Origin of the sequence: Streptomyces flavovariabilis (genome assembly GCF_000725785.1) — a bacterium.
Lineage (GTDB): Bacteria > Actinomycetota > Actinomycetes > Streptomycetales > Streptomycetaceae > Streptomyces > Streptomyces hawaiiensis.
Genome location: NZ_JNXD01000039.1, coordinates 1 through 20,837 on the forward strand (window position 1 = coordinate 1; position 20,837 = coordinate 20,837).

Sequence of the window (20,837 nt, forward strand, 5' to 3'; positions counted from 1 at the left end):
GAGAACGGCTCGATCCACTTCGGATCATCCGCTGAGATCACCCCACCCATGCCCAGCCAACGCACCAACCGCCACACCGGTTACGGGACAACCTCTAGCCGCTGAACTCCGGCGTGCGCTCCGGGGACGCCTCCGCCAGGGCCTTCGTGACCGCTTCGACGCCGTCGCGCAGGCCGTAGACCGGGGTGTCGGGCTGCTGGCGCCAGGAGTCGTCGATGCCGCCCGCGTCGACGGTGTCGAACCCGAGCGTGTCGATCAGGTCCCGTACCTTGCGCTTGGCCGCCTCGTCGTCGCCGGCCACCGGCAGGGCCATGCGGCCCGGGTCGCCTGCGGGGAGCGGGCGGTCCAGGATGTCCTGGGCGAAGGTCCCGTTGAAGGCCTTGACGACCGGGTGGCCGAGCCGGCGCTCCGTCCAGCGGCTCTCGGTGAGGCCGTCGTCCTCGATCGCGGCGATCCTGCCGTCGCGCTGCCGCGGGTAGTAGTTGCCGGTGTCGATGACCGCGACGCCGTCCGCCGCGCCGTCGAAGAGGCCGGAGGGAAGGTCCGGGACCGCCTTCAGCGGGATGGTGACGACGACGATCTCGGCTCCCCGCGCGGCCTCTACGACCGTCACGGGCGTCGCGCCGGTCTCCTGCGCCAGGGCCGTGAGCGTCTCGGGGCCTCGGGAGTTGGCGACGGACACGTCGTGACCGAGGGCGGCGAGCCGCCGGGTCAGGTTGCCGCCGATGTTGCCCGCTCCGATGATGCCGATCTTCATGTCCTCGCCTCGCCCTTGTGGAGATGAACAGCGCCTCGCGGAGCCTTGTGGACGGGGTCAACCTCCGGGGCGGGTGAGCTATTCCGAGTCCGGGAAGCGGTCCTCGCGCACTTCACGCCCGGCATGGCGAGGGGCCCGGTCCGGCGATCGCGGACCGGGCCCCTTCGCTCGGCGAACCGGCGGGCCCGCGCCTACTTGTTCAGGTAGGCCCAGAACTCGTCGAAGCTCAGCTGCTTGTCGCCGTCGAGGTCGCGGGTCTTGATGACGACCTCGGCGACCGACTCCGTGACGTTCCAGTCGCCCGACCGGGCGAGGGCGGCCTTGAACTCGGCAGCGGTGATAAATCCGTCACCGTCCGTATCGATCCGCTCGAACTGCTTGCGTGCTTCCTCGATGTCCGCCACCGATCCGCCCCTCATCTCGTGCTGTACGTCCTAGTGACGCAGGTCTGACGCAGGTCAGGTTAACCGGCCGTGTGCGCCTCCAGCGCGGCGACCACCCAGGTGAACTCCTCGCGGTAGGCCGCCCCCGGCCCGGTGCCCTTCACCACGGCGAGCAACTCGCGGTACCGGGCGACCTGGTGGGTGGCGTGCGACCGCAGCCGGGTGAGCACGGTGGCCGGGTCGGCGTCGCCCAGCAGCTCGCGCAGCACGTCGGCCGCCTCCGGCGACTCGGGGGCGATACCTCGCTCGCGGGCCTCGGCTCCCAGCTGCACGAGCCGCCGGGAGAACCACAGGGACGCCCCGGCGGGCGCGTCATGACCGCGGTCGGCCGCGTTGAACTCGGCCACCTTGCGCATCGCGGCCCGGAAGTCCGGGTCCCCGAGCATCTCGGCCAGCTCCAGCCAGGCGTCGGCCTGCTCGGGGGTGGGCTCCTCGGGCAGGTCCGCGGCGGTGCTCCGCATGCGTTCACGGATCACCGGGTCCGCGGTGTCGAGCCCGTGGAACACCTCGTCCACGAACTCCTCCACGATCCGCCGCCGCTCGGCCGCCGACAGGCGTGCCAATCTGTTCAGGAGAGTCATCTCCTCCGCGTCGGAACCCCGCTTCGCCACGGTCGACAGCACCGCGCGGGTCACCTTGAGCGACCGGATCTGCGCGTCCAGCGCGACCACGTGCGTGGCCGCGACCTGCGCGACCGTCGTCTCCCCGGCCAGGACCCGGCGGACGTCCGCCAGGCCCAGGCCGAGCTCGCGCAGGGTGCGGATCAGCTCCAGCCGCGCCACGGACGCCGCGTCGTACAGCCGGTAGCCGCCCGCGGACCGGGTCACCGGGGGCAGGGCGCCCTCGTCGGACCAGTAGCGGATGGTGCGCACGGTGAGTCCGGTGACCCGGGCCAGTTCCCCGATGGTGAGCAGTCCGGTGCCGTCGTCGATCATGTGCGGGAGTCTGCACCCTCCAGCGGGTGGAGACTCAAGGGCCGGTCAGTGCCACGGCTCGTAGTGCGGGTTGCTTTCGCACTCGCTCATGATCTCCGTCCTGGTCTGCTTGTCGACCGGGCAGACGCCGATGACGTACTGGCGGGCGATGCCGCCGGGGAAGGCGACCTCCTGCTGGTCGGCCCACTTGTGGGTGTCGCCGATGGTTTTGTTGACGTCGATGCCGCCGGGGGCGTCGACGTAGTAGTTGAAGCCGGACTTCCACTTCTTGAACAGGTCGTGGTCGTACGTCGTCGACACGTACGGGGACGGCTGGTTGACCAGGACGTACTTCTCCAGGTCGTACTGGCCGTTCACGACGTCCTTGGGGTGGAAGCCCTCCTCGAAGACGACGGACGGGCCGCGGCCGTCGGCCCGGTAGAGGGTGCCGCAGGTGGTGCGCCAGGACGGGTCGGGGGTGATGCGGCCGACGTCGACCCGGCGGTCGGCGGCGGCCTTGACCTTGTCGTCGAACTGGACGGGGCAGGCGGCCGGCGCGGGGGCGGCGGCCCTGGCGGTGGCGGCCGGGGCCTGGGCGGGCGCGGCGCCCGTGGTGGTGAGGACGGCGGCGAGGCTGAGTGCGGCGGCAGCGGTCCGCCGCCGCAGGCGAAGAGCGATCATGCACGGCACGATCGCGGTTCCGCCGCGGCGGGACCGGGACCCTCACTCGATCAGAGCGTGTCAACTTCCTTGCGGTGGACGGCGGATGGTGTCACCGGAAGATGCCCGTATGGCCGAGCGAGTAGCGGCCCGGCTGCGGGTAGACCGCGAGGCCGTGCGGGCCGCTGCCCACCGGGATACGGGCGAGCTGGGTGCCGGTGCGGGTGTCGATGGCGTACACCTCGGCGTCGTAGCGGCCGGACAGCCACAGCACCTTGCCGTCGGCGGAGACGCCGCCCATGTCGGGGCTGCCGCCGTCGGGCAGGTCCCACTTCTTGGTCAGCTTGTCCTGGGTGAAGTCGAAGACGGAGACGGTGCCCTCGCCGCGGTTGGACACGTACATCTCGCGGGAGTCGCGGCTGACGTAGAGGCCGTGGCAGCCCTTGCCGGTGGGCATCAGGGTGGGCTCGGTGAACTTGTCGCCGTCCAGGACCCACATGCCATGGGCCATCATGTCGGCGATGTAGAACCTCTTGCCGTCGGGTGAGATCTTCACGTCCTGCGGCATGGCGCCCTCGAACGGCAGCCGCTGCTGCCCGACGACCTCCATGCGCTCGGTGTCGACCTTGAGCAGTTCGCCGCTGAACTCGCAGGAGACGATGAAGTAGCGGCCGTCGAGGGAGAAGTCGGCGTGGTTGACGCCGTAGCAGGAGACCGGGACGGTCTTCTTGATCTTCATGGTGTGCGGGTCGCGGAAGACCAGCTCGCGGTCGAGGGAGGCCATGACGACGGCGTACTTGCCGTGGGGCGTGAAGTAGAGGTTGTAGGGGTCGTGGACCTCGACCTCCTTGCCCGCCTTGCCGGTCTTCGGGTCGATCGGGGTGAGGGTGTGGCCGCGGTTGTTGTTGACCCAGAGTGTCTTCAGGTCCCAGGACGGCACGACATGCTGGGGCTGCCGGCCCACGGGGATCGTCTCGATGATCTCGTAGGTCTTCGGGTCGATGACGGAGACCGTGTCGGACTCGGTGTTGGGGACGTAGACCCGGGACGGGAAGTCCTTGACCACCGGGGACAGTTTGTTCGGGCGGTCGGCCGCGTAGACGTCCTCGGGGTCCAGGACGGGCGGCATGCCGGGCAGGCCCTTGACGGGCTTCTTCTCGGGCGGGGCGGGCACGGCGGCCTTGGTGCCGCGCGCCTCGGAGGTCCGTTCCCCGCTCCCGGTGCCGCAGGCGGCGAGGACGGCGAGGGCGGCACCCGCGACCAGGGCGCTCTTGACGAGATGGCGGTGCATTGCACCATTTAATGGGCGCCTCGGAGGGAAACCCGTGATTCGCCCGTCCGGCGACCGGGTGAGGCAAGGCGCGCGCTCAGCGGTCGGCGACCCGCATCTCGAACCAGGTGGTCTTGCCGCGGGGCAGCAGATCGACCCCCCAGCGGTCGGCCAGCTTGTCGACGAGGAACAGGCCCCGGCCGCTGATGTCCAGCTCCTGGACCGGCATCAGGCACGGCAGCCCCCGGGAGGGGTCGCGCACCTCGACGCGGATCCAGCCGCGGCGCCGGTGCAGACGCAGTCCGAAGACTCGGGCGCCGGTGTGGCGGACGGCGTTGCCGACCAGTTCGGAGACGAGCAGGACCGCGTCCTCCGTGGTCTTGGGGGTGAGCCCCCACTGGCGCAGGACCACGACCTGGGTGAGCCGCCGGGCGGTGGCCGCGGACTCGGGGCGGGACGGCAGTGGAACCTCTGCCTCCGTCGGGTTGCCGTACAACTCGAGCGCTTTGAGCGCGTGTTCGTCCTCGACGGTCGGCGACCAGCGCGCCGCGGCCGCATGAGCGTGTCCCCGCGGCTGTTCCATACCCTCCAGCCCCGCCATACCCCCATCATGGCCGCCCGGGGCGTCCCACGGGGCCTTTCCCGGGGAATACGCCCCCCGGAACGGGCGGTGAACCGGCAGTCCTCCGTCATATGCCAAAGGCACTTCAGGATCGCCCGCACCCCGCCCGACCTGCTGGAATGTTCCGTTCCGGGGGGAGCGGCGGACTCCCCCGACCAGATGGGCTTAAGGCTGTCTTAAGGCTGCCATAAACCGCCCCATCGAGGGACCCCGGGTCAGACACCGCGTCAATTGCAAGCCCCTGGAGGGATGTTCAGAGGAACTTCGCCTTGCCCGGGCCCTCCGCCACGAAGCTGCGCATCCCGCGCTCGCGGTCCTCGGTGGCGAACAGGCCCGCGAACCAGTTCCGTTCGATCGCGAGACCCGTGTCGATGTCCGCCTCCAGGCCCGTGTCGATCGACTCCTTCGCCGCACGCAGCGCGAGCGCCGGGCCCTGCGCCAGCTTCGCGGCCCAGGCGTGCGCCTGCGCGTAGACCTCGTCGGCGGGGACGACCCGGTCCACCAGACCGATCTCGCGGGCCTCGTCGGCCTTCACCATCCGGCCCGTGAAGATGAGGTCCTTGGCCCTGGAGGGGCCGACCAGGCGGGCCAGGCGCTGGGTGCCGCCGGCGCCGGGGATCAGGCCGAGCAGAATTTCCGGCTGACCGAGCTTGGCGTTCTCGCCGGCGATGCGGAAGTCGGCACACAGGGCGAGCTCGCAGCCGCCGCCCAGCGCGTAGCCCGTCACGGCCGCGACGACCGGCTTGGGGATCCGGGCCACCGCCGTGAACGAGTCCTGCAGGGCGCGGGCGCGCAGGACCATCGCGGTGTGGTCCATCTCCTGCATCTCCTTGATGTCCGCGCCGGCCGCGAACACCTTCTCACCGCCGTAGATCACCACGGCCCGGACGTCCTCGCGGCGCGTGGCCTCCTCGGCGAGTTCCTTCAGCCGGTCCTGCGTGGCGATGTCCAGCGCGTTCATGGGCGGGCGGTCGAGACGGAGCGTGCCGACGCCTTCGGCGACTTCGAGAGAGACGGTCATAGGCAGCAGGTTAACGGCCACTAACGCCCGGAGCCCCGGTGCGGTCCGTCACACCGGGGCCCTCGGGTCGGGGAAGAGCTACTTCTTCCACTTCTCCCACGACATGTTCCAGCCGTTGAGCCCGTTGTCCGGGTCGACGATCCGGTCCTCGGAGTTCTTGACGACCACCACGTCGCCGATCATCGAGTGGTTGAAGAACCACGCGGCCGGCACCTTCTTGTCCCAGCCGCCGCGCACGTCCCGCAGGCCGATGCAGCCGTGGCTGGCGTTGTAGTTGCCGAAGGCTCCGCTCGCCCAGTAGTTGCCGTGCAGGAAGGTGCCGGAGGTGGTCAGGCGGATGGCGTGCGGGACGTCCTTGATGTCGTACTCGCCGCCGTAGCCGACCGTCTCGCCGTTCATCCGGGTCACCGGGAGCATCTCGCTGATGACCATCTGGCCGTTCCAGGTCTCCATGCCGGGCTGGCCGGTGGTGACCGGGATGGTCTTGATGGTCCTGCCGTCGCGCATGACCTTCATCGTCAGCTTCTTGGCGTCGACGACGGAGACCTGGTTGCGGCCGATGGTGAACTTCACCGTCTTGTCCTGCTCGCCGTAGACGCCGGAGCGGCCTTCGACGCCGTCGAGGTTCAGGTCGACGGTCACCTTGGTGCCGGGCTTCCAGTACTTCTCGGGGCGGAAGTCGAGCCGGTCGTTTCCGAACCAGTGGCCCTCGACGTCGACGGCCGGCTCCGTCTTGATGCGGATGGCCTTCTCGACGTCCTCCGGGTTGGTGATGCCCCGCGAGAAGCGGATGGAGAACGGCATCCCGACGCCGACCTTCGAGCCGTCCTCCGGGGTGAAGGTGCCGATGAAGGTGTTCTCCGGGGTCAGCGTGGTGAAGCCCGCGTCCTCCGCGGCCGTGCGGCCCTCGGAGTCCTTGGCGACCGCGTGGACCGTGTACTTGGTGGCGCCGGCCAGGTGGGTGGACGGCGTCCAGCTGGCGCCGTCCCCGGTTATCTCGCCGTCGACCCTCTTGCCCTTGCTGTCCTTGACCTCGACCTCGGTCAGCTTCCCCTTCGTGGCGGTGACCTTCAGCGCACCGCTCGTGTCGACGGACTTGGCTCCGTCCTTGGGGGTGATGCCGACGACCGCCTCGGACTGCTTGCTCTGCGAGGCGTCCGAGTCCTTGCCCTTGTTGTCGCCTCCGCCGGAACCGGAGCCGGTCCCCCCGCCGCCACACGCCGTGACGGCGAGCAGCAGCCCGCCGAGTATCAGCGCGAGCACTCCGTTCCTGCGCCCAACCGACGCCCCCGATATCGGTCGCCCGTTCAAGTGGTTCTCCCCTCCCCGGGCCTGGTCAGGCCCGTACCCCGCGCGTCCCCCGCGCGTCGGCGAATAGTAACCACAGGGTGAACGGCACCGGCGGCCCGCGATTGTCACCGTTCGGTCCCAACCGATCACCGGTCAACCCGTCCCCTTGTCGGGCTACTTCACCGCGGTGCCCGCCTTCCATGCATTCCAGCTCATATTCCATCCTCCGAGCCCGTTGTCAGGAGAGACCTTTTTGTCATTGCTGTTGACGACCTCGACGACGTCCCCGATGAGGCTGCGGTCGAAGAACCAGCCGGCCGGGGTGGCCGAACCGCCGCCCTTCACATCGCGCAGGCCGATGCAGCCGTGGCTGACGTTGGTGCGGCCGAAGACGGAGTGATGCGCCCAGTAGTTGCCGTGCAGGAAGGTGCCGGAGTCGGTCAGACGCATGGCGTGCGGGACGTCCGGGATGTCGTACTCGCCCTTGCCGTCGCGCTTCTTGAAGCCGACCGTGGCGCCGTTCATCCGGGTGACGTCGAGCATCTCAGTCACCACCATCTTGCCGTTGTACGTGGTGTTCTTGGGCGCGCCTGCCGTGACGGGCACGGTGGCCAGGGGCTCGCCGTCGCGCCGGACCTCCATGGAGTGCGCGGCGGCGTCGACCACGGAGACCTGGCTGCGGCCGACGGTGAAGGAGAACGTCTTGTGCTGCAGGCCGTAGACACCGGGCGCCCCCTCGACGTCGCGCAGGCGCAGGGCGACGGTGACCTGGGTGCCCGGCTTCCAGTAGTCCTCGGGGCGGAAGTCGAGACGGGTCTTCCCGAACCAGTGCGGGCGGATCTCGACGGCCGGGCGGGCGGTGACACGCACCGCGCGTTCGACGGCCGCCCGGTTCGCGATCTCCCGGTTGAACTCCAGGGAGACGATCATTCCGATGCCGACCGTGGCACGGTTCTCCGGGGCGACGTAGCCGATGAACCGCTCCTCGGGGACATACGTCGTGAAGGTGGTGTGCCGGGCCGAGCGGCGCCCGTCGCCGTCCACGGCCACCGCGTCGATCGTGTACTTGGCGGCCAGCGCGAGCCGCTCCTCGTCGGGTTCCCAGGCCAGGCCGTCGGCGGAGAGGTGCCCGGGCACCGGGGACTCCTGCGCGTCCTGCGACCTGACGACCTTCACCTTCTCCAGCCGGCCGTCGGGCACGCGCACCCGCAGCTTCTTCCCGGGGCGCACTCCCCTGCTGCCGTCGCCGGGCGAGACCTTGATGACGTCCTCGGGCGCCGGGGGCGCGCCGAACGCCCCGGCGATCCCGCCCGCGTCGTCCGAGGTACAGCCCGTGGCCCCGGCGAGGAGCCCTGCCCATGTCACTACGGCGGCCAGCGCGGCCCTCGCGCGCCGCGCGCGCCCTTGTACGTGCCTCACGAGGTGCCCAACGACCGGCCGTGTCCCCGGGAAACGACCATGCCCGCCCCCGGGGAAACGTGAGTGCGACCCACGCTCTGGGCAGAACAGTGGGGAGGACGACGCGCAGGGGAGCCGCGACCCGGGCCGCAGCACAGGCCGCACCCCTCTGTCCCCCGTCGTCCCACGAGCCGCGGGAGGCTGACAGGTGTCCAGCGCAGCCGAGCAGGAGGCGGTGGCCGGTCATCAGGCCACCGGGAACGGGCGCCAGGCCGCCGCCGTGAACGGCGCACGGCGGGCCGCGCCGCCCCCCGCCATGCCCGCGTGGCCGGGCGCGCCGACACCGCTGGGCGCCCGGTTCCGGGTCGGCCCGGACGGGGTGGCGGGCACCAACTTCGCGTTGTGGGCGGGCGGGGCCGAGGGGGTCGAGCTGTGCCTCTTCGACGAGTCGGGCAAGGAGTCCCGGGTCCGGCTCGCCGAACTGACCCACGAGATCTGGCACGGCTTCGTCCCCGGTGTACTGCCCGGGCAGCGCTACGGCTACCGGGTGCACGGCCGCTGGGACCCCTGGACGGGCGCCCGCTGGAACCCCGCGAAGCTGCTCCTCGACCCGTACGCGCGGGCGGTGGACGGGGACTTCGGTCTGCCGCCGGAGGTGTACGGGCACGTCCGCGACTGGCCGCAGCAGCATGTCGCCGACACCGTGCGCGACGACCGGGACTCGGCGCCGCACGTCCCGAAGGGGGTCGTCGTCCACGATGACGACGACTGGGCCGACGACCGCCGCCCGAAGACGCCGTGGGCCGACTCGGTGATCTACGAGCTGCACGTCAAGGGCTTCACCCGGCTGCATCCGGGCATCCCCGAGGAACTGCGCGGCACCTACGCCGGCCTCGCTCACCCGGCCGCGATCGAGCATCTGGTGAAGCTGGGCGTGACGGCGGTGGAGCTGCTGCCGGTGCACCAGTTCGCGCATGAGGACCATCTGCTGCGCAGAAGCCTCAAGAACTACTGGGGCTACAACTCCATCGGCTACTTCGCCCCGCACGCGGCCTACGCGGCCTCCGGGACGACCGGCCAGCAGGTCGGCGAGTTCAAGCGGATGGTGCGCGCCCTGCACGCGGCCGGGATCGAGGTCATCCTCGACGTGGTCTACAACCACACCGCCGAGGCCGGCGAACTCGGCCCGGCCCTGTCCCTCAAAGGCATCGACAACCGCGGCTACTACCGCCTCCAGGACGACGCCCGCCGCTACGCCGACTACACGGGCTGCGGCAACACCCTGCACGTGGTCCAGCCGCAGGTGCTGCGCCTCATCACCGACTCACTGCGCTACTGGGTCACGGAGATGGGCGTGGACGGCTTCCGCTTCGACCTGGCGGCCGCGCTGGCCCGTTCCATGCACGACGTCGACATGCTCTCCCCGTTCCTGGCGGTCATCGCCCAGGACCCGGTGCTGCGTCGGGTGAAGCTGATCGCCGAGCCGTGGGACGTGGGGTCGGGCGGCTATCAGGTGGGGGCGTTCCCGCCGCTGTGGACGGAGTGGAACGACCGGTACCGCAACGCCGTACGGGACTTCTGGCGGCACGCGCTGCCGGACGTACGGGAGATGGGTTACCGCCTGTCGGGCTCCAGCGACCTGTACGCCTGGGGCGGGCGCAGGCCGTACGCGTCCGTCAACTTCATCACCGCGCACGACGGGTTCACCCTGCGCGACCTGGTGAGTTACGAGCGCAAGCACAACGAGGCCAACGGCGAGGGCAATCGCGACGGCACGAACGACAACCGGGCCTGGAACTGCGGCCCCGAGGGTGAGACGGACGACGAGGGCGTCCGGGCGCTCAGGCGCCGGCAGCTGAGGAACCTCCTGACCACCCTGCTGCTGTCGACGGGCGTGCCCATGCTGGTCGCGGGCGACGAACTGGGCCGCACCCAGCGCGGCAACAACAACGCCTACTGCCAGGACAACGAGATCAGCTGGCTGGACTGGGAGCTGCTGGAGGATCCCGGCTGGCAGGCCCTGTTCGCGCTGACCTCCCGGCTGATAGACCTGCGCCACCGCCACCCGGTGCTCAGGCGCCGGGCGTTCTTCTCCGGCCGGGCCCAGACCGCGGACGGGCTGCGCGACCTGGCCTGGTTCACGTCCCGGGGCACGGAGATGACGGAGCAGGACTGGTACGCGCCCGCCGCCACGCTGGGCATGTACCTGTCCGGCCGGGACATCCCGGGCCGCGACGAGCGCGGGGAGCAGATCCTCGACGACAGCTTCCTGGCCGTGCTGCACGCGGGCGAGGGGCCGGTGAACTTCCGGTTGCCGGGGCCGCCCTGGGCCGAGCGGTACGAGGTCGTCGTCGACACGAGCCTGGAGGAGCAGGGGGAGGCACCGGGCGTGGAACACCGGGCGGGCACGGAGATCACGATGCCGGCGCGGGCGGTGCTGCTGCTGCGGGTGGCGGGGTGAGCGTACGTCTGCGGCGTGATCCGAACGGCACCCCCTAGCCGAGGATCCCCCGGTCGTAGGCCACCGCCACCGCCGCCGCGCGGTCCTTGACGCCGAGCTTGGCGTAGAGGTGGGTGAGGTGGGTCTTCACGGTCGCCTCGCTGATGAACAGTTCGCGGGCGATCTCGCGGTTGGAGGTGCCCTTGGCCACCAGGGCCAGGACCTCGCGTTCGCGGGCGGAGAGCGGCTCGTTGCCGGGGGCCCTGGGCGTACGGACCGCGGAGACCAGGCGGGAGGCCACCGCCGGGGAGAGGACCGTACGGCCTTCCGACGCCGCCCGTACCGCCGTGAACAACTCCTCGCGCGGGGCGTCCTTCAGGAGGTAGCCCGTCGCGCCCGCCTCGATCGCGGGAAGGGTGTCGGAGTCGGTGTCGTAGGTGGTGAGGACGAGGACCTTGGCGCGGGCGCCGGTACGGGTCAGGTCGCGGATGGCCTCCACTCCCCCGCCGCCCGGCATGCGCAGATCCATCAGGATCACGTCCGGGTCGAGGCCCGCGGCGAGCGACACCGCATCGACGCCGTTCGACGCCTCTCCCAGGACGTGGAAGCCCGTCGCGGACTCGAACATGCCGCGCAGGCCGTCCCGGACGACGGGGTGGTCGTCGACGATCAGCAGGGTGACCGGGGCGTCCCCCGTCATGGCGTCTTCAGTCATGGCGGACCAACGGTACGCGAGCCGACACCGCCGTGCCGTGGCCCGGTTCGGACTCGACGGTGAGGGAGCCGGCGATGCGTTCGGCGCGGGCGCACATGCCGGGCAGGCCGAACCCGCCGGTGCTGGTGTGTTCCCGTACGGCGGTCCGGTCGAAGCCGCGGCCGTCGTCACGGATGTCCAGGGTGACCTCGTCGCCCATGAAGGACAGGGTGACGCCGACGCGGGAGGCGCGGGCGTGCCGCGCGGTGTTGGACAGGGCCTCCTGGGCGATGCGCAGCAGGGTGGCCGCGACCTCGTCGTGGAGCTGCTCGACCGTGCCCGTGACGGTGAACCGCGCGTGCACGCCCGTGCGTTCGGACCATTCCGACGCGGTCTTCTCCAGGGCCTCGGGCAGGCCGTCGTGCGCGAGGGCGACGGGGGCGAGGTTGTGCACGGAGCGGCGGGCCTCGCCGAGGCTGTGCCGGGCCAGGTCCGTCGCCCGGGCCGCGTGCTCGCGGGCAAGGTCCGGGTCGGGGGTGTTCGCCACGACCTGGAGCTGGGCGATGATGCCGGTCAGCCCCTGGGCGATGGTGTCGTGGATCTCGGCGGCCAGCCGCCGGCGCTCGTCGGCGACCCCGGCCTCCCTCGCCTGTACCAGGAGCTGGGCGTGCAGGGCCGCGTTCTCGTCGAGGGCCTGCTGCAACGCCGCGTTGGTGCGCTCCAGTTCGCCGATGGTGTCGGTCTGGATGCGGGTGCGTTCCTCCTCGCGCGCGGCCAGCCGGCCGAACACGACGATGAGCGAGACGTGGATGCAGAGCAGCCCGCCGAACACCGCCCAGGCCAGCGGCCCGTGCGGGGGCATGCCGCCGGACTGGGAGCCCGCGATCGTCACCGCGGTGCCCAGCAGCCCGAGTGGGAGGGCGCGCCCCCGCAGCAGCCGCTCGGGGCCGACGAAACCGGCGGCGGCGTAGAAGGCGAAGAAGGGGTTGCACCAGCTGAGGGCGAAGCCGAGCGCCCAGCGCGTGAAGTAGTAGCAGGCGCCCGGCACCGACGGGGCCAGGGGCCGGTCACGGGACCACCACCCCCACGCCAGTTGGAGGATTATCGCGGCGCCGGTCAGGGCGACGGCCGTGTACCGCTCCGCCGAACTCATGCCGACCACGTCCACCGTCGCCAGGGACAGCACCGTGCCGGCCGCGAGCATCCCGTACGGCCCCCAGCGGAAGTACGCGGCCCACCGCTGCTCGACACCCGCCAGGTCCGTCATGCCACCAGTCTCGGCCACGGCCCCGCTCCCTCCCCCGGCTCCGGTCATTCCCAGCGGAACCAGCGGGCGGCGGACACCGAGAGCACCGCAGTCCACGCCGCGAGTACGGCCAGGTGCCCCCATCCCGGCCAGCCGCCCGCGGCTGCCTCGTCCAGGGCCCGCGCGGCGGCGCCGAACGGGGTGCACTCGACGATACGGGCCAGCACGTCCGGCATGGCCTGCACCGGCAGCCACACCCCGGCGCAGAACATCATGGGGAAGAAGACCGCGGTCCCGATCGCCGTCGCGATCTTCGTCGTCCGGGCCCGGGCCGAGACGACCGCTCCGAGGGAGAGCGCGGCGAGCACGGCGAGGAGCAGCGCGAGCAGGTACCCGGCGGGCTGCTCGGGCAGCCGTACGTCGAAGGCGAGCCGTCCCACCGCGAGCGTGAGGAGCGCGGAGGCCAGCGCCGCCAGGCCGTTCACCAGCATCTGGGCGGCGAGCAGGGAGGCGGGCCGGACCGGGGTGGTGGACAGCCGGCGCAGGATCCCGTTCTCGCGGTAGCCGGTGAGGGTCGGGGGCATCGCCTGCACGCCGGCCATGATCAGGGCGATCAGGACGCTCACGGGCACGTACACGTCGACGCTCCGCAGCCCGCCCAGCCCGTCCTGCGCCTCGCGGAACGACGGCACGGAGCCGAGGATGCCCAGGAGCAGGCTGGGGAAGAGCAGGATCCAGAAGAGACTGCCCGGCTCGCGGCGGAAGAGCCGGAACTCGCTGCGCAGCACAGCCGGGTTGATCAGGGCGGTGCTCATGCGGAGGCCTCCGTCAGGTCCAGGAACGCGTCGTCCAGCGTGGCGTCGGTGACGCGGAGCTGGTGGGCGGTGATGTGGTGGCGGGCGAGCAGGGAGAGCACGGCGTTGACCGTGTCGTCCGTGCCGGACAGCGTGATCCGGCCGTCCTTGTTCTCCGTCCCGGCCAGAGCGGGGAGGTCGTTCAGCGCACGGTCGTCCAGCGGTTCGGACGGGGTGAAGCTGATGACGGTGGCGCCCGCGGAGCGGCGGATCAGCCCGGCCGGGGTGTCCAGGGCGGCCACCCGGCCCCGGTCGATCACCGCGATCCGGTCGCACAACCGCTGCGCCTCCTCCATGAAATGGGTGACGAGCAGCACGGTGACGCCCCGGGCGCGGACGTCCTCGATGAGCTGCCAGGTGTCCCGGCGGGCGCGCGGATCGAGGCCGGTGGTGAGCTCGTCGAGGACCACGACCCGGGGGTCGCCGATCAGGGCGAGCGCGATGAACAGGCGCTGCTTCTGGCCGCCGGAGAGCTTGGCGAACCGGGTGGACAGCTTCTCCTCCAGCCCGAGGCGCTCGGCCAGGGGCCGCCAGTCGGCGGGGCTGGGATAGAACGTGCTGTACAGCTCCAGTGCCTCGCGGACGGTGAGTTTCGGCTGGAGCGTGCTCTCCTGGAGCTGGGCGCCCAGGACCCGGGCGACCCGCTCGTGGTCGGCGACGGGGTCGAGGCCCGTCACGCGGACGCGGCCGGAGTCGGGCACGCGCAGCCCCTCGACACATTCCACGGTGGTGGTCTTCCCGGCGCCGTTCGGGCCGAGGATCCCGAAGATCTCGCCCTCCTCCACGGCGAAGGAGACCCCGTCGGCGGCGAGACGGCCGGCGTAACTCTTGCGCAGCTCGGTGACTTCGATGACAGGTGCGGTCGGCATACGAAGAGGGTCCCGGCGAGGCGGGGTCCGCCACATCGGCCGTCGCGCTCGAACGGGCATCGGCCGATCGGCTGATGCGGCCCTACGACTCGGCCCGTGCCACCGTACGGCCCGTCCAACGCTCCCCCACGCTCTCGCTTCGCTCGGGCAGGGAGGTACCCCCAGGTCGTAGGACCGACGGCCGATCCGGGTCCGGCGGAAAGTCGGTGGGCAGTGTCAGTGGCGATCCGTAGGCTCGCTGCTGATGGCCACGACACCCGCCCCCGCCCAGGACCGTTCCGCCGTCCGTGCGCTGCTGCGCCTGTGGCCGTACGTGCGGCCCGTGCGCGCGCGGCTGTTCAGTGCCGCGTTCGTCGCGATACTCGCTTCCTGCGTGGGCCTGGTGATCCCGCTCGTGCTGAAGTGGATGGTGGACGGGCCGATCGCCGGCCGGGACCCGGCGGGGGTGTGGTTCGGCGCGCTGTGCCTGCTGCTGCTCGGTCTCACGGAGGCCCTGCTCTTCGGGCTGCGGCGGTGGCTGGTGGCCCGGCCGCTCGCGCGTGTCGAGGCGTCGATGCGGGCGGCTCTGTACCGGCACCTCCAGCGGCTGCCGGTGGCCTTCCACGACCGGTGGGCCTCGGGGCAGCTGCTGTCCCGGGGGATGACGGATCTGATGCTGCTGCGCATGTTCCTCGCCTTCCCGCTGACGTTCCTCCTGGTCAACGGGGTGACGATCCTCGTCGGCGTGATCATCATGCTGCTTCAGGACTGGACGCTGGGCCTGGTCGTCCTCGGGCCGGCCGTGCCCGTCCTGGTCACCTGCGTGATCTTCGAGAAGCGTTACGCGGCGCTGGCCCGGCGCGCCCAGGACCAGGTCGGCGACCTGACGACGGTCGTCGAGGAGAGTGTGCTCGGCATCCGCATCATCAAGGGCTTCGGCCACCACCGGAGTCAGGCGCGGGCGTTCCGCGACCTGTCGAAGACGCTGCGCGGCACGGAACTGCGCAAGGCGCGGCTGCTGGCGACGATCTGGGGCGTCATCGTGACGCTGCCGGAGGTGGCGATCGGGGCGGCGCTGGTGGTGGGGGTCGTCCAGGTGGCCGACGGTGCCTTGTCGGCGGGGACGCTGGTGGCGTTCCTGTCGACGGCGCTGGCGCTGCGGTGGCCGGTGGAGTCGATCGGGTTCCTGCTGGCGATGAGCCAGGAGGCGGCGACGGCGACGGAGCGGTACTTCGAGGTCATGGACGAGGAGGTGGAGGGGACCACCGCCGCCCCGGACACCGGCTCGGGCACTGCCCCGGACACCGGCTCGGTGGACGTCCGGGACAAGGGGCTCCGCTTCCACGACGTCGGGTTCCGCTACCCCGACGCCCCGCCCGGCACCCCGCCCGTCCTCCAGCACATCGACCTGCACATCCGCCCGGGCGAGTCCATGGCCCTGGTCGGCGCCACCGGCAGCGGCAAGACCACCCTCACCGCGCTCATCCCCCGCCTCTACGAGCTGACCTCGGGCCGCATCACCCTCGACGGCGTCGACATCACCGACCTGTCCAGGGAAGCGCTGCGCACGAAGGTCGCCGTGGCCTTCGAGGAGCCCACCCTGTTCTCGGCCGCGGTCGGCGACAACGTTCTCATGGGGGCGAAGGACACCGCCGGCACGGCCGACCTGGAGCGTGCGCTCGCCGTCGCCCAGGCCGACTTCGTACACGCCCTGCCCCAGGGGGCGGACACCCAGGTGGGCGAGCAGGGCCTCAGCCTCTCCGGCGGTCAGCGCCAGCGCCTCGCGCTCGCCCGGGCCGTCGTCGGGCAGCCGGAGTTCCTCGTCCTGGACGACCCGCTGTCGGCCCTGGACGTGCACACCGAGGCCGCCGTGGAGGCCGCCCTGCGGCAGGTCCTCGCGGACACCACCGCCCTGATCGTGGCGCACCGCCCCTCGACCGTGCTGCTCGCCGACCGTGTCGCGCTGCTGTCCGGGGGCCGGATCGCCGCGGTCGGCACCCACCACGAACTGCTGCGTACGAACGCCGAGTACGCGCATCTGATGTCAGGGGAAGAGGAGGGCGCACGATGACGGCGGCCACCAGCGCACCGGCCGGCAAGAAACCCGACGACCGGCCCGAGGATCTCCCCCTCGCCACCGGCGATCCCTTCGACCGGGACGTCCTGCCCACACCGCCGGGAGCCACCGGAGCCCTGCTGCGGTCCCTGCTCGCGCCCATGAAGGCCCGGGTCACGGTCACGACGCTCCTGCTGCTGCTCCAGCAGGCGGTCGTGCAGGCGGGCCCGCTGCTCGTGGCGTACGCCATCGACCGTGCCGTACCGGCGTTCCGGGCGCAGGACCACGGGCCGCTGATCGCGGTGGGCGCCGGCTATCTGGCGTGCGCCCTGGCCGCGGGCGGACTGCAGTTCGCGTTCGTCGGTGCCGCGGCCCGGGTGAGCCAGGACGTGCTGCTCGATCTGCGCGGCCGGATCTTCCGCCACGCGCAGGCGCTGAGCGTCGACTTCCACGAGCGCTACACCTCGGGCCGGATCATCTCCCGCTCCACGGCCGACGTGGAGTCGCTGCGCGAACTGCTGGACGAGGGCCTCCAGGAACTCGTGACGGTCATCCTCTCCTTCGTCTACATCTCGGCGATGCTGCTCTGGCTCGACCTGGGCCTCGGGGGCGTGGCGGTGGCGTCCCTGGTGCCGCTCTACGCCCTCGTGCGGTGGTACCAGCGGCGGGCCGGCCGGGTGTACCGGGCGCGGTCGACCGCCATCGCGGCCGTCATCGTCAAGTTCGTCGAGACGATGAACGGCATCCGCCCGGTGCGCGCCTTCCGCCGCGAGGCGGCCAACGACGCGGACTTCGGCGAGCTCAACCGGCGGCACGAAAGGACCAACGGCGACGCGCTCCTGGAGATGGCCCGGTACGTCACCGGCTCACGGTTGGTCGCCAACACGGCGGTCGCGGCGATCGTGCTGTGGGGTGCCTCCCGGGTCGCGGACGGCACCCTGGCCCTCGGTGTGCTGGCGGCGGCCGTGCTGTACCTGCGGCGGCTGTACGACCCCATCGACCGGCTCGGGATGTTCCTGAACTCCTACCAGTCGGCGGCGGCCTCCCTGGAGAAGATCGCCGGCCTGCTCGCCCAGACCCCGTCGGTCCCCGAGCCGGCCGCTCCCCGGCAGCTCCCGCCGCTCGAGAGCGAACACCCCGGCCGTGAAGTGGTCTTCGACGGCGTCCGCTTCGCTTACCGCACCGGCGGCGAGGTGCTGCCCACGTTCGACCTCACCATCCCGGCCGGGCAGACGGTCGCGGTCGTCGGCTCCACGGGCGCCGGCAAGTCGACGCTGGCCAAGCTGCTGGCCCGGTTCTACGACCCTTCCCCGGGCTCTCGACCGCGTTCGGGCAAGGGAGGCCCCTGCCCCGGCCGGGTGCTGCTGGACGGCGTCGACCTGCGCGACCTCGCCGTGCCCGAACTGCGGCGCGGGGTGGTCATGGTGACGCAGGAGGCGTTCCTGTTCTCCGGCACGGTCGCCGACAACATCGCGATCGGCCGCCCGGACGCCACCCGCGAGGAGATCGAGCAGGCGGCGAAGGAGATCGGCGCGCACGACTTCATCAGCGCCCTGCCCGACGGCTACGACACCGACGTACGCAAGCGGGGCGGCCGCATCTCCGCCGGGCAGCGGCAACTGGTGTCGTTCGCGCGGGCGTTGCTGGCCGACCCGGCCGTGCTGATCCTCGACGAGGCGACCAGTTCACTGGACATCCCCGGGGAGCGTGCGGTGCAGCGGGCCATGACGACCGTGCTGAAGGGCCGTACGGCCGTGGTCATCGCGCACCGGCTGTCGACCGTCGAGGTCGCGGACCGGGTCCTGGTGATGGAGCACGGCCGGATCGTGGAGGACGGCGAACCGGCCGAACTCATCGAAGGCACCGGCAGGTTCGCGGATCTGCACCGGGCCTGGCGGGACAGTCTGGCGTAGGACGGCGGCGGAGGGCGGGCGTCGACGCGCCGAGACGGCTGCCACGGGGCCTGCCCGAGGACGGTGAATCGTCCGCATATCGAACATGAACTTCCGGACAACGAACCGTTTCCGGCCATACTTTTGACGCGGTCCTGACAGAAAGCGCAGTCGCCTGCCACGCTTCCCACGACTGCTCCACAGGAACCCCACAGCAACACCTCCACCTCCCCAGGCCGGGCGACCCCCGGTCCCGCAGAAGGAGTCAGTGTTGAGAAGCAGTTCCTCACGAAGAGGCACCTCCCACAGACGCACTCCCCACACCCCCCGCCGCACCGCGGCCGTGGCCCTCGCCGGCGTCGCCGCGCTGATCGCCGCCGCCGTTCAGAGCGGCACCGCCACCGCAGCCCCGGAGAAGGCACCGTCGGCCGCGAGCAAGGCGAACCCCGGCTCGGAGTCGGTCAAGCTCACCCCCGCCCAGCGCGCCGCGCTGATCCGCGAGGCCGACGCCGCCAAGGCGGCGACCGCGAAGGACCTGGGCCTCGGCGCCAAGGAGAAGCTGGTCGTCCGCGACGTCCTGAAGGACCGCGACGGCACCGTGCACACGCGCTACGAGCGCACCTACGACGGCCTGCCGGTCCTCGGCGGCGACCTGGTCGTTCAGGGCACGAAGGCGGACGCCACCACGGCCGTCGTGAAGGCCACCCGCGCCGCCATCAAGCCGGCCACGACGAAGACCGCGGTGACCGTCGCCAAGGCCCGGCAGCAGGCCCTGACCGCCGGCAAGGCCGACGAGGCCAAGAACCCCGGCATCAACCGTGAGCCCCGCAAGGTGATCTGGGCCGCGAACGGCAAGCCGGTCGTGGCCTACGAGACGGTCGTCGGCGGCTTCCAGCACGACGGCACCCCGCAGGAACTGCACGTCGTCACCGACGCCACCACCGGCGAGAAGCTGTACGAGTGGGAGGCGATCGAGACCGGCACCGGCAACACGGTGTACTCCGGCACGGTCGACCTCACGACCACCCAGTCCGGGGCGACGTACAACCTCACCGACGGCGCCCGCGGCAACCACAAGACGTACAACCTCAACCGCGGCACCTCCGGCACCGGCACCCTCTTCTCCGGCCCGGACGACGTCTGGGGCAACGGCACCCCGTCCAACCTGGAGTCCGCGGGCGCCGACGCGCACTACGGTGCCGCCCTGACCTGGGACTACTACAAGAACGTGCACGGCCGTTCCGGCATCCGCGGCGACGGCGTGGGCGCGTACTCCCGGGTCCACTACGGCAACAACTACGTCAACGCGTTCTGGTCGGACAGCTGCTTCTGCATGACCTACGGCGACGGCTCGGGCAACGCCAACCCGCTGACGTCGATCGACGTGGCGGCGCACGAGATGACCCACGGGCTCACCTCGAACACCGCGGGCCTCAACTACTCCGGCGAGTCCGGCGGCCTGAACGAGGCCACCTCCGACATCTTCGGCTCGACCGTCGAGTTCTACGCGAACAACTCCTCCGACGTCGGTGACTACCTCATCGGCGAGGAGATCGACATCAACGGCGACGGCACACCGCTTCGCTACATGGACAAGCCGAGCAAGGACGGCGCGTCCAAGGACGCCTGGTACTCGGGCATCGGCTCGATCGACGTGCACTACTCGTCCGGCCCGGCGAACCACTTCTTCTACCTGCTGAGCGAGGGCAGCGGCACCAAGACCATCAACGGTGTCACGTACGACTCGCCCACCTCGGACGGCCTTCCGGTCACCGGCATCGGCCGGGACAAGGCGGAGAAGATCTGGTTCCGCGCGCTGACCACGAAGTTCACCTCGACCACCAACTACGCGGGCGCCCGCACCGGCACCCTCGCGGCCACCGGTGAGCTCTACGGCACGGACAGCGCCGAGTACAAGGCGGTCCAGGACGCGTGGGCGGGCATCAACGTCGGCGCCCGCTCCGGCGGCGGAGGCGGCGGCGGCACGTCCTTCGAGAACGCCGCCGACGTGGCGATCCCGGACCGGGGCGCGGCGGTCACGTCGTCGGTCACCGTCTCCGGCCGGACGGGCAACGCGCCGTCCAACCTCCAGGTCGCGGTGGACATCGTCCACACCTACGTCGGTGACCTCAAGGTGGACCTGGTGGCCCCCGACGGCACGGCGTACACGCTGAAGGGATACGGCACCGGCGGAAGCGCGGACAACATCGACACCACGTACACGGTGAACGCGTCCTCCGAGGTGGCCAACGGCGTCTGGAAGCTGCGGGTGCAGGACAACGCGGCCCGCGACACCGGCTACATCAACAGCTGGAAGCTGACCTTCCCGTAGGTCCGCAGGCCCGTAGGGCCACAGGGCCACAGGTCCGTAGGGCCACAGGTCCGTAGCCGGCAGGCCTCAAGTCAGGGCGCCGCCCCGGTGGGTTCGAATC

The 20,837-nt window shown here is 71.2% G+C and carries 17 protein-coding genes; 4 read left to right on the forward strand and 13 right to left on the reverse strand.

Annotated features, from left to right (window positions below; translation table 11 throughout):
• Positions 1-94: 94 nt before the first annotated feature.
• The 9 genes from IO24_RS0138395 to IO24_RS0138435 form a co-directional block, all read right to left on the reverse strand.
• The gene (locus tag IO24_RS0138395; RefSeq protein ID WP_031144252.1) at positions 95-757 is read right to left on the reverse strand and encodes an NADPH-dependent F420 reductase; all 663 of its coding nucleotides are present in this window, start codon (positions 755-757) and stop codon (positions 95-97) included.
• A 191-nt stretch (positions 758-948) separates the two neighbouring features.
• Positions 949-1,161, reverse strand: a complete 213-nt coding sequence (locus IO24_RS0138400; RefSeq protein ID WP_031144255.1) for an EF-hand domain-containing protein — start codon at positions 1,159-1,161, stop codon at positions 949-951.
• 59 nt (positions 1,162-1,220) lie between these two features.
• Positions 1,221-2,135 carry a helix-turn-helix domain-containing protein gene (locus tag IO24_RS0138405; RefSeq protein ID WP_031144257.1) on the reverse strand — a complete coding sequence of 305 codons (915 nt, stop codon included), beginning with the start codon at positions 2,133-2,135 and terminating at the stop codon, positions 1,221-1,223.
• A gap of 45 nt (positions 2,136-2,180) precedes the next feature.
• Positions 2,181-2,795 carry an ADP-ribosyltransferase gene (locus IO24_RS0138410; protein WP_031144259.1) on the reverse strand — a complete coding sequence of 205 codons (615 nt, stop codon included), beginning with the start codon at positions 2,793-2,795 and terminating at the stop codon, positions 2,181-2,183.
• Between the two features lie 91 nt (positions 2,796-2,886).
• Positions 2,887-4,065, reverse strand: coding sequence for a YncE family protein (locus IO24_RS0138415; RefSeq protein WP_031144260.1), 1,179 nt, complete (start codon positions 4,063-4,065; stop codon positions 2,887-2,889).
• Between the two features lie 76 nt (positions 4,066-4,141).
• Positions 4,142-4,750, reverse strand: a complete 609-nt coding sequence (locus tag IO24_RS0138420) for an ATP-binding protein (RefSeq protein WP_078899568.1) — start codon at positions 4,748-4,750, stop codon at positions 4,142-4,144.
• A 169-nt stretch (positions 4,751-4,919) separates the two neighbouring features.
• Positions 4,920-5,687 carry an enoyl-CoA hydratase/isomerase family protein gene (locus tag IO24_RS0138425; RefSeq protein WP_031144264.1) on the reverse strand — a complete coding sequence of 256 codons (768 nt, stop codon included), beginning with the start codon at positions 5,685-5,687 and terminating at the stop codon, positions 4,920-4,922.
• A 78-nt stretch (positions 5,688-5,765) separates the two neighbouring features.
• Positions 5,766-6,998: a L,D-transpeptidase gene (locus IO24_RS0138430; protein WP_031144266.1), complete on the reverse strand. Its 1,233-nt coding sequence runs from the start codon at positions 6,996-6,998 to the stop codon at positions 5,766-5,768.
• Between the two features lie 153 nt (positions 6,999-7,151).
• A complete protein-coding gene (locus IO24_RS0138435; RefSeq protein WP_031144268.1) occupies positions 7,152-8,396 on the reverse strand; it encodes a L,D-transpeptidase in 1,245 nt (414 codons plus the stop codon).
• Between the two features lie 187 nt (positions 8,397-8,583).
• Here IO24_RS0138435 and glgX point away from each other — a divergent pair, with 187 nt between their 5' ends.
• Positions 8,584-10,836, forward strand: a complete 2,253-nt coding sequence (gene glgX, locus IO24_RS0138440) for a glycogen debranching protein GlgX (RefSeq protein ID WP_031144270.1) — start codon at positions 8,584-8,586, stop codon at positions 10,834-10,836.
• A gap of 34 nt (positions 10,837-10,870) precedes the next feature.
• Here glgX and IO24_RS0138445 read toward each other — a convergent pair whose 3' ends face one another.
• The 4 genes from IO24_RS0138445 to IO24_RS0138460 are packed head-to-tail and all read right to left on the reverse strand — an operon-like array spanning position 10,871 to position 14,478.
• A complete protein-coding gene (locus IO24_RS0138445) occupies positions 10,871-11,515 on the reverse strand; it encodes a response regulator (protein WP_031144272.1) in 645 nt (214 codons plus the stop codon).
• Between the two features lie 7 nt (positions 11,516-11,522).
• Positions 11,523-12,776, reverse strand: a complete 1,254-nt coding sequence (locus IO24_RS0138450) for a sensor histidine kinase (protein WP_420823250.1) — start codon at positions 12,774-12,776, stop codon at positions 11,523-11,525.
• A gap of 44 nt (positions 12,777-12,820) precedes the next feature.
• Positions 12,821-13,570: an ABC transporter permease gene (locus IO24_RS0138455; RefSeq protein WP_031144275.1), complete on the reverse strand. Its 750-nt coding sequence runs from the start codon at positions 13,568-13,570 to the stop codon at positions 12,821-12,823.
• Positions 13,567-14,478, reverse strand: coding sequence for an ABC transporter ATP-binding protein (locus tag IO24_RS0138460; RefSeq protein WP_031144276.1), 912 nt, complete (start codon positions 14,476-14,478; stop codon positions 13,567-13,569). Before IO24_RS0138460 ends, IO24_RS0138455 begins: the two co-directional genes overlap by 4 nt.
• Before the next feature lie 244 nt (positions 14,479-14,722).
• On the opposite strand from IO24_RS0138460, the gene IO24_RS0138465 reads away from it, so the two are divergent.
• The 3 genes from IO24_RS0138465 (at position 14,723) to IO24_RS0138475 (ending at position 20,737) form a co-directional block, all read left to right on the forward strand.
• Complete coding sequence (locus IO24_RS0138465) at positions 14,723-16,528, forward strand: ABC transporter ATP-binding protein (protein WP_031144277.1); 1,806 nt, start codon at positions 14,723-14,725, stop codon at positions 16,526-16,528.
• Positions 16,525-18,426 (forward strand): ABC transporter ATP-binding protein, encoded by a 1,902-nt coding sequence (locus IO24_RS0138470; protein WP_031144278.1) that lies wholly within the window; start codon positions 16,525-16,527, stop codon positions 18,424-18,426. Before IO24_RS0138465 ends, IO24_RS0138470 begins: the two co-directional genes overlap by 4 nt.
• Before the next feature lie 250 nt (positions 18,427-18,676).
• Complete coding sequence (locus tag IO24_RS0138475) at positions 18,677-20,737, forward strand: M4 family metallopeptidase (RefSeq protein WP_031144279.1); 2,061 nt, start codon at positions 18,677-18,679, stop codon at positions 20,735-20,737.
• Positions 20,738-20,837: the final 100 nt, after the last annotated feature.

Excerpts from the sequence above, each read along its gene's own strand:
- IO24_RS0138395 (WP_031144252.1), bottom strand. The coding sequence starts at position 757 with ATGAAGATCGGCATCATCGGAGCGGGCAACATCGGCGGCAACCTGACC.
- IO24_RS0138405 (WP_031144257.1), bottom strand. The coding sequence starts at position 2,135 with ATGATCGACGACGGCACCGGACTGCTCACCATCGGGGAACTGGCCCGG.
- IO24_RS0138410 (WP_031144259.1), bottom strand. The coding sequence starts at position 2,795 with ATGATCGCTCTTCGCCTGCGGCGGCGGACCGCTGCCGCCGCACTCAGC.
- IO24_RS0138415 (WP_031144260.1), bottom strand. The coding sequence starts at position 4,065 with ATGCACCGCCATCTCGTCAAGAGCGCCCTGGTCGCGGGTGCCGCCCTC.
- IO24_RS0138425 (WP_031144264.1), bottom strand. The coding sequence starts at position 5,687 with ATGACCGTCTCTCTCGAAGTCGCCGAAGGCGTCGGCACGCTCCGTCTC.
- IO24_RS0138445 (WP_031144272.1), bottom strand. The coding sequence starts at position 11,515 with ATGACGGGGGACGCCCCGGTCACCCTGCTGATCGTCGACGACCACCCC.
- IO24_RS0138450 (WP_420823250.1), bottom strand. The coding sequence starts at position 12,776 with ATGACGGACCTGGCGGGTGTCGAGCAGCGGTGGGCCGCGTACTTCCGC.
- IO24_RS0138455 (WP_031144275.1), bottom strand. The coding sequence starts at position 13,570 with ATGAGCACCGCCCTGATCAACCCGGCTGTGCTGCGCAGCGAGTTCCGG.
- IO24_RS0138460 (WP_031144276.1), bottom strand. The coding sequence starts at position 14,478 with ATGCCGACCGCACCTGTCATCGAAGTCACCGAGCTGCGCAAGAGTTAC.
- IO24_RS0138465 (WP_031144277.1), top strand. The coding sequence starts at position 14,723 with ATGGCCACGACACCCGCCCCCGCCCAGGACCGTTCCGCCGTCCGTGCG.
- IO24_RS0138470 (WP_031144278.1), top strand. The coding sequence starts at position 16,525 with ATGACGGCGGCCACCAGCGCACCGGCCGGCAAGAAACCCGACGACCGG.